Raw genomic sequence first — 14785 nt, 5'->3', positions numbered from 1 at the left:
TTCTTCCTGCTTAAAATCATATTTTTTTTCCTTGATTCACATTATTTCAGTATAAAATTACCTTTTTAGCCGAATCTTGTACATTTTCTTTCATAAATATTGGATTATGAAACATTTCCTACTCACCTTTTTGTTACTTGTAATTACCATAAAACTGAATGCGCAGACGCCTTCACGGATTTATTTTTCAACCATAACTGCAAGCGAGAATACCGGACAGGATTATAGCTCATGGCTGTCTGATGACCTGACCAGTCTGGTTCCTAACGCCTGGGAAAATAACTTTAAATATGTTGATGTTACCCTGAAACTGGCAAACAAATCATACATCAACCGCATTTCGTTGTATGACTATGAAGGCGTTTTCACCGACAAGCCGGCCCTAATTTATGCGCTAAACGGGAATGAAAAAATATTCCTGGGTAGTTTCGATGGTCCGGGTTATATGAGCTGGGTGAACTGGCAGCTTCCAGCGCCTGTACTGGCTGACGCCATCTGCATTCACAAATTTTCGAATAACATTCCGCAAAAAGTACAGGTTTACGGGCAGCAGGCTCCTGCTCTGACCAATCTACAGCCTGTTCCGGGCAAAATCGAAGCCGAAAGTTACGTAAACATGCAGGGCGTTCAGACCGAGGGCACATCCGATGAAGGCGGCGGACTGAATGTAGGCTGGATCAATGACGGCGACTGGATGGATTATAATGTGTCGGTTGCGCAAAGCGGTTTATATAACCTGACCTTCCGTACGGCAAACGGCTACGGCAATGGTATTATTCAGGTACGGAATGAAAATGGCACGGTGTTACAAAGCACATCGGTTCCGCTTTCGGGTGGCTGGCAAGGCTGGACAAGCGTACGAACTACCATTGCGCTGGCCCAGGGCAATCAGACGCTGCGCATCCATGCCATAAACGGCGACTTTAATTTCAACTGGTTTTCCTTCACCCCGGCCACCAGCATTCCCGGCGTTATTCAGGCCGAAAATCATTCCGGTATGTACGGGATTCAGACCGAAACTACATCTGATACAGATGGCGGGCTGAATGTGGGCTGGATCAATGACGGCGACTGGATGGATTATGCCGTAAACGTCGCTGCGGCAGGGGCTTATACCGCTTCATTCCGGGTATCAAACTCGTGGGGCAGTGGTATACTGCAGCTGCGCAATGCGGCCGATAGTGTACTGGCAACGCTCTCCGTACCGCAAACCGGTGGCTGGCAAAGCTGGACCACCCTCACCGCAAACGTTACGTTGCCTGCCGGTGGTCAGAAACTCCGTGTATACGCCCTTGTCGGCGACTGGAATTTTAACTGGCTCAGCTTCAGCACTAATGGCACGGTTACCCCACCACCCCACCACCCCGTATCGTCGACAGCCGTGAAAATAGCCATTGATCCGAAGCGCTGGTATCAGCTAAACAACGTCAGCAACGGGCTGAACGGTTTATTTGACGGTAACACCCAGACGCAGGTCAATACCGGCTGGGGTAAAGTACTGGCCAACTATGATGCCTATTACCCCCTGAAGCCCGGCGAAACCATGCGCATCGAAAAAATTAAGTTTTTTGATGGTGAGGGTTCTATGAAGGATAAGCCGATGACGTTATCGATTATTACCGATCAATGGCAGCGTATCCCGATTGCTACTTTTACCGGCGAAGAATATAACGGCTGGGTCGGCCCGTATCCGGACCGTCAGTTGTCGGGTGAGGCAAAATATATGCTGGACACGCCCATTACCAATGCCCGTTATCTGGTGATTAATGCCTGGTGGGGCTACCCAACCGAAATTGAGCTGTACGGCAGCTATACGCCCCCGGCTGCAACTACCACCGCTGCCCCGCAAAAATCGCCGGAATTCAAGCATATGGTGGGTGTAAACGCGTTTGAGTGGGATTTCGAAGACGGTCAGAATCCAACCGTCATTAATGAGACTAAAATGCAGGCGGTAAAGACATTCTCGGGTGTCCGTCATTATATGGACTGGGAAAAACTGGAGTCGACCGAAGGCGGCTATACCTATAATCCTACGCATAGCGGCGGCTGGAATTATGATGTGATTTACGAACGCTGCAAAGCCGACGGTATCGAGGTACTGGCCTGCTTAAAAACAGTACCGAACTGGATGCTGAACACGTATCCGGCATCCGAACGGGATGCCGAAAATGTGCCGGTACGCTATGGCAAGGATTTTGCTGAACCAGCTTCTTACCTTGAACAGGCCAGGGTCGCGTTTCAGTACATTGCCCGCTATGGCAGCAATCCGTCGGTTGACCCCTCACTGCTCCGCGTAAACAGTTCGCAGCGCTGGACGGGTGATGGGATCAATACCGTGAAAATCGGTCTGGGGCTCATTAAATACATCGAATGCGACAATGAGCGTGACAAATGGTGGAAAGGCCGCAAAGCCTACCAAACTGCCCGCGAATATGCTGCTAACCTGTCGGCGTTCTACGATGGTCACAAAAATACGATGGGTGCCGGGGTAGGCGTCAAAAATGCCGATCCGTCGGTACAGGTGGTGATTGGCGGTATGGCCTCTGTCTATGCCGGTGACGACTATCTGCGGGGAATGATCGACTGGTGCCGTCAGCATCGCGGTTACCGGCCGGATGGCTCTGTCAATGTCTGCTGGGACGTAATCAACTATCACCTCTACCCCGACAACGCCAATTCATCACAAAGCGGCCAAAGTACCCGTGGGGCAGCTCCCGAAAAATCTGCCGCTGCCGATGTCGCGGCTCAGCTGCTGAAAACCGCTCACGAGCAATTGAATGACATGCCGGTCTGGATTACCGAAACCGGCTACGACGTTAACCAGGGCAGCCCGCTGAAAGCAATCCCGATTGGCCCGAAATCAGTGCTGCAGACGCAGGCCGACTGGATACTGCGCACCTCGTTGTTCTATGCCCGAACCGGCATCGACAAGGTATTTTTCTACCAACTTTACGACGACAATATCAACAACCCGATCCAGTTTGGCTCATCCGGACTGGTAAATCCGGATCAGACCCGTAAGCCCGCCGCTGATTTTCTGCTACAGGCCAAAAACCTGCTTGGCGATTTCCAGTACAAACAAACCCTGCACGCCGATCCGATTGTCGACCGGTATGAGAAAAACGGTAAATCAATCTACGCGCTGGTTGTCCCGGATGAGGTAGGCCGCACAGCCACTTATTCCCTGAATCTGGGTAACGCGGCTAAGGCACTGGTCTACACACCGCAGGCAGGTACGGCCACCATGCATGTCGACACGGTAGCTACCAATCAGGGAACAGTAACGCTGACCGTAACCGAAACGCCGGTATTTGTTAAAGCCCTGGACGTATCCGGTGCCCGGGTGGCCGTTTCTCCGGAAGCTGTTGAAACGCTGGCTACGACAGTGAAGGTATATCCGAACCCAACCAGTGAGTATGTACAGGTAAGCCTGCCGAATCCGTCGTTACAGCCGGTCAGCATTATCCTGTTCGATGCGCAGGCGGGCACATTGCATCGTCAGATTGAGGTGCCGCAGGCGGGCATCGCTGTCAACGAGCGGATCGATCTCAGCCGGCTGGCTCCGGGCGCCTATGTAATCGACGTAAAACGCGGCAATGAACGCGCCTTCCGGAAGGTCATCAAAGTTAACTAGGACACATGATTTGTTTGATTCAATGATTGGCATGATTTTTTAGCTGACGTGTATCCTTTTTTGGGTAGCTTTTTCGTGGTGGCCCGACTAGTCGGGCCACCACTTTTTTCAGGTCAATGATTTAATCCTTCAATCATTTAATTTTTCAATCATCTAAGCTTTCAATCATCTAATATTTCAATCATTTAATCCTTCAATCATCTAATATTTCAATCATTTAATCCTTCAATCATCTAATATTTCAATCATTTAATCCTTCAATCATCTAATATTTCAATCATTTAATCCTTCAATCATCTAATATTTCAATCATTTAATCCTTCAATCATCTAATATTTCAATCATTTAATCCTTCAATCATCTAATATTTCAATCATTTAATCCTTCAATCATCTAATATTTCAATCATTTAATCCTTCAATCATCTAATATTTCAATCATTTAATCCTTCAATCATCTAATATTTCAATCATTTAATCCTTCAATCATCTAATATTTCAATCATTTAATCCTTCAATCATCTAATATTTCAATCATTTAATCCTTCAATCATCTAATATTTCAATCATTTAATCCTTCAATCATCTAATATTTCAATCATTTAATCCTTCAATCATCTAATATTTCAATCATTTAATCCTTCAATCATCTAATATTTCAATCATTTAATCCTTCAATCATCTAATATTTCAATCATTTAATCCTTCAATCATTATAATCATAGTAGGTCGTAGTTGTATTTAAGTTGCCGGTAGACGTAGCGGGCGATGGAAATAAGCGGATTCTGACTCTGCTGACGCCAGTTATTACGCGTCACGGTGCTGGGTTCATCGCTCGAATTGACCTGATCAAATAAGCCTTTGAAGTCTTCGTAAAATAAGGCTTTCGGTTTGTTTTGCAGCACCGATACACACATCAGGTATTCGGCTTTATCCGACTTGATTCCTTCCACATATTTCCCGAACCGCTCGTTAAAATTACTCCGGCGCAGGTGCGGATGATCACTATAAAGGTAAATCTTGTGGTAGTCGGTGTACCAGAGTTTATACAACATTTCTGAAAAACCGGCGCGGTATGGCCTCAGATACGGGTACCTGAGATAGGCGTAAAACCGTACAAAATCCCAGACCGGCTCCGCCTCCATCATCGCCACGGCTTCCTTACATTTTTCAATGAAAGCGGGTTTGGGAATAAAATCTTCCTGCACGTAAAGCGTCAGGGGCGTTTTAACGGCAGCCTGTCCTTTGTTCAGGTTATTGGCCAACCCCTTGTTTACCGGTGTCGAAACCAGGCGGAAACCGTATTCAGCCTGTAAAGCCGTCAGCACCTGCTGCTGATCCGGCTTGCTGGCATCATCGGACACCACAATTTCTCCGAACGCAAAGCCCAGATCACGGAACGATGCCAGCAACCGTTCCAGTGAACGGCTTCGGTTATAATGGGTAATCAGCAGGGTAACGGAAGGAAAATGATGATGCATAGACGCTTAATTTGTACGGGCCAGTTCTATCTGATTTTTCATTAACCGCCATACGAGATACACCCGCCGCATGGCCAGAAACAACGGTGATTTATTTTGCCGCCAGTCGGCGCGTCCGATGGTACTCGGTTCGTCACTCGAATTGACCTGATCGAAAACGGCTGTGAAGTCGTTGAAAAATAATCCGTTTGCCTTCCGTTTCAGAAAAGACAGGCACATCAGGAACTCGGTTTTATCGGATTTTATCCCCTCCGCATACCGGCCGAACTTCGTAAAGAAATTACTCCGGCGGAGGTGCGGGTGGTCGCTGTAGAAATAAAACTTCAGGTGATCGGGCGTCCACGGGCTGTAGACCATTTCCGAAAACCCTTTGCCATAGGGTTTCAGTTTTGGGTACGGGAAATAGGCATAAAACCGGATAATGTCCCGGGCAGGCTCCTGGTTCATGATGGCCAGGGCATCTGTAAAATGGGGCACAAAGGCTGGTTTCGGCACAAAATCTTCCTGTACATACAACGTCAGCGGCGTTTTTACCGCGTCCTGCCCTTTGTTAATGTTGTTGCCCAGCCCTTTGTTGACCGGGGTTGTAATCAGCCGGAAGGCATACGTGCCGGAAAGCTGGCGGAGGGCATCGAGGTGTTCGGGCTTACTGCCGTCATCCGATACCACTATATCGTCGAACCGGCAATGAAGGGCCTCAAACGCCTTCAGGAGCCGTTCCAGCGACGAGCTGCGGTTATAATGGGTGATCAGCAGCGTTACACCCGGAAAATTGTGGGTCGGGGTAGTCATAGTCAACGTAATAGTAGTACACGTCCTGTGCGCTTAAACTGACGGTTGGTCGTTAAGCCTGCATAGGTTAACGTCCAGGTATAGAGCCCTTCTTCGCAGGGTTCGCCAAGGTAGGTGCCATCCCAGCGTAACTGCCGGGCATCCGACGCGAAGACAACACTGCCCCAGCGGTTATAAACGGTCATCGAAAAGGCACCGGTATTACCGCTGAAAATCTCCAGCACATCATTGAGCCCGTCGCCGTTTGGGGTAAATACATCCGGCACAAACACCGATGAAAAATAACAGTCGCTGCACTGGGTCAGCGTCAGATCGTCCATCACAAAGTCATTGCCGCAGCCCCCTTTTTCTTTGTCGACCAACCGGATGACAACCGAACTGCTGTCTGTGGTGGCGCCGGGAATCGTGAACGATAACCCGAACTGCCGCCATTGCAGGCTGGTGGTCCGGTCGATCACACCGGTACTGACCGAGTCGATCAGGCTACCGTCGGGACGCTGGGCAATTATGGTTATGTCCGGGTTATGCGGAACCACAATGTCACAGGTCAGCGGCGGCAGGATAATATTCAGATTGGCAATCCAGAACGAATAAACGTAGGAGGTGCCGTTACAGAGTCCATTGACAGTTTGCCGGTAAAATTCGCCCGGATAAGGGGCATTGACCACCAGCATGTTTCCGTTTCCGGAGCGATCCGACGGTGCACCATGCCAGGTTGATGTGTAACAGGTATCGCTTACCGCGCGGGTAATGGTATACTGTCCGTCATTCGGGCAATTAGCGGTCACGTACGTAAAGGGGATCCGTCCGGCAGGCAAAGGTATCGAGGGACCTGTTCCGAAGGTCTCCTGTGCTATAATCAGTCCGGTTCCGGAAGGACATTGCGCACATAAACACCGACTCATCAACAGGCTCATCCACAAAAGACCAAGCTGCCGCAGTCGCTTCATATCAGGACGAAGTCGTTTTGGATGAGGAGAGGTAGAAACCCATCTCCTGCAAACTTTTACGCACCCGCCGGCTAAATGCCTGTCCGAGACTTCCGTCAGCCACGAGGCGCCGGTCGCTTGTCCAGACGCGCACGGCCGGGTTGGCAATCCGCAGAATCCGGCCTTTTTTCGCCTCTTCCAGGGCCATAGCCATTAACCCGTCTTCACAGCGCCCTGAATCCGGCGGGGCCTCTCCCCCTGCAATCAGCTCGGCCACAGAGCCCTCCCGGCCCGAATCCAGTTCGAAACCGCCAACCGCCAGCGCATCGGCACGCCGGAAGGCAAAATTAAAGCCATACACATTGAGGTAGGCACGGTTCCGGTTCCGGATCGCATTCACCAGATGCGCCGCCTTTTCATAGGCCATCAGCGCCAGCCGGGAGGAGTGGCCGCCGGGCAGAAACGAATACAGACCATAGGTACAGGCAATTTCCGGTTTTTCGAGCGGCCTGATCATAGCCTCTACCCAGCCGGCAGGATAAATACAGTCGGCATCAGCATTGGCCACAAACCGGCCTCTTGCCGCCTCCAGACCCGCCTGACGGGCATAGGCCACCCCCGGACGTTTTTCCAGTACCGAGCGTACGCCGCACTGATCCAGAATCGCCTGCGTCAGGTCGACCGAGTTGTTGTTGACCACCAGCAGTTCAACCGTATACGCCGTTTTCTGGCTCGCCAGCGATGAGAGTGTATGCAGCAGATTCGCTTCTTCGTTATAGGCCGGCACCACAATCGACACATCAGGCTGATCGGTCCGTTGGTTTGCCATTCGTTGACGGATGGCCTCTACCCGGTCCTGCGGCAGATTGGCAGGATTATACGGATAAAGATGCTTCTTGAGCCAGTCGGGTAGTCCTTTAAACGTCATTTCAATATGGTGATAGGTCCACGCTGACACTTTGTAGATCAGGTAGTAATTCAAAAATACTAAATAAACGTACGCCGATGGCGGTAATTTCAGAATTCGGATAAAGACAATATTGAACAAACTCAGGATGAGCGTATGGGTCATGTAGATCGAGTAGCTGTACATCCCGACCTTTGCCAGTATAGCCGGCTTTTTGAGTAAGGCTGATACAAACCCCTTTTCAAACGAAAAAATATAAATCGCCGCTACAAACAACGCATCATACACCAGCCCGACCGATTTATACTGCTCCCCGTGTATGATCATGTAGAAAATCGCCGCGAGTATGAGGGGCTCCAGTACGTCAAACAGATAGCGGGAAAATTGGTGTACACTGCCGTACGAACCCTGAAAAATGATCAGGCAGAACGCTCCGGAAAAGAACCCGAAACTCCCGCGCAGAAACCCGTAATCAAAGCTATAGTTTAAGCGGTAGGTACCGGTAAGCTGTACTAACATCAAGGCGGCCAGCCCCGCCACAATCAGAAAAACAATTCCTTTTGCCTCTTGCCGGTTCAGGCTGGCGATAAGCAGCAAAATCCCTGCAAATACAACGTAAGCTACCATCTCGGCACTGATCGACCAGCTCGGGATATTCCAGCTGACATCCTGAATGCCCGGCAGCTTAATGGAGTTAATCAACAAGAGGGAAGAAATAAACGAATTTACATCGTTGCTCCTGACCGAATTGTTAACATGAATGTAGGCCGATAAGGAGTTTTTAGACAGCTCCACCACCAGAAATGCCAGCAGCATAATCAGGTGTAGCGGATAAATCCGCCAGAACCGCTTTGAGAGAAAGTTCTTTGCCTCGCCGACCGACCGGATTTCGCTGTAGTTGTAGGCAATGACAAACCCGCTCAGCACGAAAAAAAAGTCAACAAACATATCGCCGTTGTCGACCAGCGGATTATTCAGTAACGGCGTATCAGCAAAGGGCGACAGGTGAAAAAAGACCACCATCGACGCAAAAATTCCCCGGAATATATCCAGAACGTCAAAACGATGTTTGGTTTTCATATTACATCTGTTGTCTGAACGCCTTTAATTCCGAAAACGACAATTTGAAGCGAAGCGTCAAGGCGCCGAAAATGAGTCCGCCAATGGCAATTTCGACCAAAGTATGTATTGGACCTTCGTAGCCGACACTCACTTTGTATAGATATATGCCAACGATCATTAGTAACGCAAACAGGAGCGGTTTTTGAATATTCCGCAGAAAAGAACCGAAAAACGACCCGATCAGCGAATGGGCAATACCGAAATTGACGACCAGGTTAAAGAAGGTAGCCGATACAAACGCCAGCGCAATGCCGGTTACCCCCCAATACTTCCCGAAAAGCAGCAAAAGCGGAATTTTAACAACCAGCGTTGCCAGGTTCAGGTAAAACAACAGATTTGGCTTGCCTTTGGTAAATGCCAGCGTAAACAACGGATGTGCCAGGCAGCTGAAAAAGCTCTGTAAAACAAAAATCTGAATGAGCGGAATCGTTTCCTCCCACCCGTCGCCATATAACAACGGTACTACACTTTCGGCCGTGATAAATAATCCGGCCAATAGCGGAATATTAAGGTAGCTGATCAGGTCCAGAATCTTGAGATACGACTGCTTTAATTCATCCGCATTTTCCTTCATCTTGGCCAGAATCGGATAAGCAACCTGTAAAATAATCGGGTTCAGTTTATTGATCGGAAAGACCGCCAATTGGTAGGCAATTGTGTAATAACCCAGCGCTTTTACGCCCAGCAGTCCGCCGACAATAATGTTATCGGAGTTACCCTGCACAAACCCCAGCAACCCATCGCCGACATTATAAATACCGAATTTAATATGCTCTTTTACAAGCCCTAAATTGAAATAGAACGACGGAAAAAACAGCTTGATACCGAACATAATCTGAATCGCTGTCCGGACCACGTGCATCGCCAGTTGCCCGTAGATCAGGGATAATTCTTCAAAGCCATTATAGGCCAGCCCGATCGCCACGCCGGTGCCGACAAAGGCGCCCAGAATTTCCATGATGGCAATGGATTTAAACCGTAGTTCTTTCTGCAGAATAAACAGATAAAGCTGCCCGAAATAGATTATCAGAAAGTAGAGGGAAGCCAGCCGGATCACGCGGTCCAGTTTCGGCTCCTTGTAATAGGCAACCACCAGGGGGGCACTGAAATAGACAATCACAAAGATCAGCACACCCATCAGCAAACTCACGTAATAGAGGGTCGACAATACGCGCGGATCACTTTCCTGCTTGTAAATGATGGAGTTGGAAAAACCTAAATTGCTGAAAATGTAAAAAAAGTTGATGATCAGTGTACTGACGCTGACGACCCCGAACACCGCAGGATCTAACAGCCGCGCCAGTATCGATACCTGGGCAAATTGAAACACAGTGGATATGACCGTAGAAATGGTAATCCATTTCCCGCCGTCAATCGCATTCCGGGTAGTACTCATACGTTATTTATGGGTCAGTAATTCGGCTTTAGCGCCCTTCATTCAGGTGGTCGGGCTGAATCCGGACCATGCGGGCTTCTTCCACGCTCGGGGCCTCGGTATACTCGCCATCTACCTTATTCAGGACCAGCAACATCTGATGATTGGCTACCTTCAGGTACAAATCAAGCAGATTCTTTTCCACTCTCCCCCACACGCTGTTGGCATCGGCCACCATGATAGCCACGGTGGTCTGGTTTACCAGATAAACCGGAATCGGGCTGTTGATAAAGGCCGGCAACTCCAGAATGATTTTGTCGAAATCGGTCGGATTGAACGGATAGTCGCGGCGGATCAGCTCGTCGACCGACATCGTATTCATGAATCCCGGCAAGACCCGGTAAGGGAAAAACGTCACATTATCCTGCTCAAACCCGTGATCTTCGTCGCTCTGGCGCGGGAAGCAGAACGCGATCCGCTGATCAGACTCTGCATACAGGCGGGCGAGGCCATGCGTAATCCAGGTCTTACCCTGTTTGGCCCGCATACTGATCAGGGTAATTACCGGCGGGTGAATTTTACTGGTTGAGCGCGCAATGTCAACATTGATCGCATTGCACAGCTGCTCATACATACTGAGGGCAATCCGGCTCTTACGGGCGTCAATCGAAAACCGTTTAATGACCGGAAAGATTGCCACTACCGGCCGGCCAATCAGCGACTCGGCCTGGTCCGGCGAGCTGATCCGGCGATCGAGCAGGAAGCGCAGCACAACCACCAGCAGCGCCAGGAACAACCCGACTCCGATACCACCGGCAATAAACACAATCCGGCTTGTTTTTTTCTGTGACGACGGATAATTCGGCTGGTCCAGAATTTTCAGTTCCCCGTCAATCGAGACGTCCTGCCGGTGAATCCGGGCCTCGTTGAGGCTTTGCAGCAACGTCAGGTATTCTTTCTCGGCCACGCTCAGATCGCGGTTCAGCTCCCGGAGATCGGATCCGAGCGGACTATATTCTTTGGTTTTTGCCTGGTACTCACCAAGGCGTTTTTTGTAAACCCCCAGCCGCGCCCCCGACTCCTCGAATTCAATAACTTTTGCCAGCCACTCATCAATGAGTTTTTCCTGCGGAATGGATTCCGGCGAGTCACCGGCGGCATAATACCGGCGGGCAATGGTCCGGAGTTCTTCCGAAATCTGGGCCACCTTCTCCTGCAATTTTGTTTTATCCTGGTTATTGGCCATCGCCGTCACCAGTTGCAGCTCGGCGTCAGAAAGCTCATTCTGCTTTTTGACCATATCGCTGTTGATCGCTAACAGGTTACCGCGCTGCCCCATCCGGCGCATCAGGGCATCCATGGCTGCTTTGGCGGCGTTGTTCCGCATAAGTTCCAGATTGTACTGGTTCTCGAAAGTCTCCCGCGAAAAGGCCATATTTTTGGCTTCTTCGTCGAAGTTCAGGACCTCGTGCTGTACGTTAAACGACCGCAGCCGGGCTTCGGCTTCGTCCAGGCGCCGTTTGGCTTCCTTTGATTTATCTTCGTAGTAGGTAACGACCGGATTACTGTCGGCACTTTTCAGGGCGGTGTAGCGGGCATTCAGAATCCCGATCGCGTACTGCAGCGTTTGCTGAGCCACCGCTGCATCATCGGCTTCATAACTCATTTCCAGCATATCACTGGAGCTTTTCCGGTTGGCGATCAGCTTCTTGGCAATCTGATTGACCGAATAATACGTCTCCGAGCGAAAAAGCAGTGCCTTAACCGGATTGTCTTTTTCGGAGCGCGACAGGCTGTCAATCCGTGCATAAATCAGGGCTGGTGAGCCGGCAGCCAGCATCTCGCGGCGTAACGGATCAGGAATCGATTGTCTGAGTTTTTCGAACCCCGGAGCAGCCAGCACAAGCGTATCCGGCTGAGCCACCTGCATGTGTTTGGCCAGCAGGCTTACGGCAATCTGATGAAGCGTTTCCTTTGAATTAAGGGTGGTCAACAGGTTATCAAATGCATTACTTACCCCGGAATAGTCGAAGGAAGCGTTGTTTTTGTTAGCGTTCAGTGAATACCCCGACGCCAGACCGGTATAAATTGTCGCCTGCGATAAATACGTTTTCTTTTGATTTTGAGTCAATAAAGCTACCGTCCCTGCCGTAATAAGTGGCAACAGCACAAACAGGTAAGCATATTGTTTCAGTATCCGGAGAAATAGTTTTGAAATCATATCGTTCCGTAAACCGGTTAAACCGGAATAGCTGCCTTTAAATCCTTGTTCTGTCCTTCAGCCAATTTACTTCCGGCGCAGCTGCTGCATCGGTACCCCGACCAGGGCTTCCAGCTGGTAAAAACTTTTCAGCAACTGCCCTTTTACCTCTTCCGTCGATGATTTGACGATCGAATACCGGTTGCTGACGTTGGCTAGTGTATTCGGGTCCAGTTTGCGTTGCTGCATTTCAATTTCGGCAATCCGCAGTGCCGTTAAGGAGTTTTCTTCGTCCAGCATTTTCACCAGCAGAATACGCTGAGCAGTCAGCAAATCCTGGTACAGGTTGATCAGCTCACGGCGTACCTGTAACTCAATGGCTTCACGGCGGTACACGGCTGCCTGCTGGTTCGACTGGGCCATCCGTACCTCGTGTTTCCGCCCGAAAAGCTCAAACAGGCTTAGCTGTAAGGTCACCCCGGCCCGATACCCGTTGGCAATCTGCCCGATGGCATCGTTGCCCGTGGGTGTTGTCGACAGAATCGCCTGATTACCGGTTGAGTAATTCACAAAGCCGGATGCATTCGTAAATTTCTGCGATTTGGCCAGTTTGATAGCCTCCAGCTGACTAACCGTTACCTGCTTTTCGTATTTAACCAAAGGCGATGAAGCCACGGCCAGATCACTCAATTGGTTTATCGGCAATAATTGGGCCGAAATATCTTTTTTAAAATCAAAATAGAGGGTGTCGTTGATCATAATGCCGACACCCGCGGGCGCCGTCGTTGTGGCCGGCGGAGTGGTTTGTCCGTGTGCCGGCAAAAAACCGGTCATTATCAGACCTGACCCAACGGCATACCGACCCATTCGTCTTTTTATTCTTCGTATATACGTCCGTGTACTCATAGTGTATTGCGCTCCGGATACCCAGGAAAACTGCCGTTTTACCTGTTTAAACTTCTAGCAAAAGTTATACGAGAATCGCTCTTTTTTTTAAAATTAATCACAATATTTGGCTTTTCAGGTCAATATGTTCGCTTTACGATTTGAGTTTATAAGGAAACCTATTGCGTTTATTAATATCGCTCAAATTAAATAAGTAACACATATTCCCCCAAAGCGGTAACTTTTTTTCATCCAACCCAATCCACGGGTATGAACTTTGTCATTACCTCCCGACAACCCTGGGAAGAAAAAAATCTGGGCAGCAACATTCGTGACATGGCCCGCTGTCTGGCCCGAAATCATTCCGTTTTGTTCGTCAATGACCCGATGGACTGGACGACGGTTTTCAACGATCCGGCCGGTCGTGGTCAGGCCCGCCAACAGTTTCTGGATCAACACCAGGGCAAGCGGCTCATCGAAGACGAACCGAATCTGTGGGTGCTGAGTCCGGCATCGGTACTGGCTTCCATTAACTTCCTGCCCGACGGCCCGCTGTTCGACTGGATGAACCGCCGCAATGGCCGGGCCGTGGCCGGTGAAATTGCCGGTGCCGTTAACCAACTCGGCTGGCCCTCCTTTGTCCTGATCAATGATAATGACATGATTCAGGGTTTTTACCACAAAGAATTCCTCCGTCCGGCGGCATCCGTTTACTACCTGCGCGACAACTTTCTGGCGGTCGATTACTGGCGTAAACACGGTCTCCGGCTCGAACCGCTGCTGATGGCAACGTCGGATCTGGTTGCCAGCAACTCGCTGTACCTTGCCAATCAGGCCGCCCGCTACAATCCGAATGCCATTGATATTGGCCAGGGTTGCGACTTGACGCTTTTCGACCCGTCCGCGCACGCCCCTATTCCCGCTGACCTGGCCGCCCTTCCCGGCCCGCGCATTGGTTATGCCGGCGCCCTGACCGGTCTGCGCCTCGACGTCGAACTTATCGAAGCCGTGGCCCGCCAACGTCCTGACTGGCAGGTTGTTCTGATCGGCCATACCGACGATTCAATCCAGAAAGAGCGGCTTAATGCGCAGCCCAATATTACGTTCCTTGGCTCTAAACCGGCCCACGAAATTCCGGCCTACCTCGCCCACCTCGACGTGCTGATTAATCCACAGCGGGTCAATGAGGTAACCATCGGCAATTACCCGCGTAAAATCGACGAGTACCTGGCTATGGGTAAACCGGTTGTGGCCGTTAAAACCGAGACCATGGGCATTTTCCGCGATCACGTCTACCTCGCCGGCGATGCCGGTGAGTTTGTCAGCGCCATTGACCAGGCCCTGCTGGGTCATTTCCCGTCGTCGGCGGAGGCTGGCATTGCCTTCGCGCGCGAGCATACCTGGGACAACTCCATGCAAAAACTCATCGACGCTATCCGTAAACTGCCAGCGCCCTAACCT

At 50.1% G+C, this 14785-nt stretch carries 9 protein-coding genes; 2 read left to right on the top strand and 7 right to left on the bottom strand.

Annotation, left to right across the window (positions count from 1 at the left end; genetic code table 11):
- The first annotated feature begins 106 nt into the window (after positions 1-106).
- Complete coding sequence (locus BLX24_RS01975; RefSeq protein ID WP_083421782.1) at positions 107-3634, top strand: carbohydrate-binding protein; 3528 nt, start codon at positions 107-109, stop codon at positions 3632-3634.
- Positions 3635-4352: 718 nt separating this feature from the next.
- Here BLX24_RS01975 and BLX24_RS01970 read toward each other — a convergent pair.
- The 7 genes from BLX24_RS01970 to BLX24_RS01940 form a co-directional block, all read right to left on the bottom strand.
- Positions 4353-5114, bottom strand: a complete 762-nt coding sequence (locus tag BLX24_RS01970) for a glycosyltransferase family 2 protein (protein ID WP_071501389.1) — start codon at positions 5112-5114, stop codon at positions 4353-4355.
- 6 nt (positions 5115-5120) lie between these two features.
- Entirely contained in the window at positions 5121-5906 is a 786-nt protein-coding gene (locus BLX24_RS01965; protein WP_071501388.1) for a glycosyltransferase family 2 protein, read from the bottom strand.
- Between the two features lie 2 nt (positions 5907-5908).
- The gene (locus BLX24_RS01960; protein ID WP_218160667.1) at positions 5909-6694 is read right to left on the bottom strand and encodes a T9SS type B sorting domain-containing protein; all 786 of its coding nucleotides are present in this window, start codon (positions 6692-6694) and stop codon (positions 5909-5911) included.
- 163 nt (positions 6695-6857) lie between these two features.
- A complete protein-coding gene (locus BLX24_RS32545; protein WP_083421750.1) occupies positions 6858-8822 on the bottom strand; it encodes a glycosyltransferase in 1965 nt (654 codons plus the stop codon).
- Between the two features lies 1 nt (position 8823).
- Complete coding sequence (locus BLX24_RS01950) at positions 8824-10260, bottom strand: MOP flippase family protein (protein WP_071501386.1); 1437 nt, start codon at positions 10258-10260, stop codon at positions 8824-8826.
- A 28-nt stretch (positions 10261-10288) separates the two neighbouring features.
- Complete coding sequence (locus BLX24_RS01945; protein WP_071501385.1) at positions 10289-12460, bottom strand: GumC family protein; 2172 nt, start codon at positions 12458-12460, stop codon at positions 10289-10291.
- Between the two features lie 66 nt (positions 12461-12526).
- Positions 12527-13306: a TolC family protein gene (locus BLX24_RS01940; RefSeq protein WP_218160666.1), complete on the bottom strand. Its 780-nt coding sequence runs from the start codon at positions 13304-13306 to the stop codon at positions 12527-12529.
- Positions 13307-13594: 288 nt separating this feature from the next.
- On the opposite strand from BLX24_RS01940, the gene BLX24_RS01935 reads away from it, so the two are divergent.
- Positions 13595-14782, top strand: a complete 1188-nt coding sequence (locus BLX24_RS01935) for a glycosyltransferase (RefSeq protein WP_071501384.1) — start codon at positions 13595-13597, stop codon at positions 14780-14782.
- Positions 14783-14785 lie beyond the last annotated feature (3 nt).

The sequence above is a fragment of the Arsenicibacter rosenii genome (genome assembly GCF_001870735.1).
GTDB classification, from domain to species: Bacteria; Bacteroidota; Bacteroidia; order Cytophagales; family Spirosomataceae; genus Arsenicibacter; species Arsenicibacter rosenii.
Note: the sequence above shows the minus strand (reverse complement) of the source record. Positions and strands in the feature narration are given on the sequence as shown.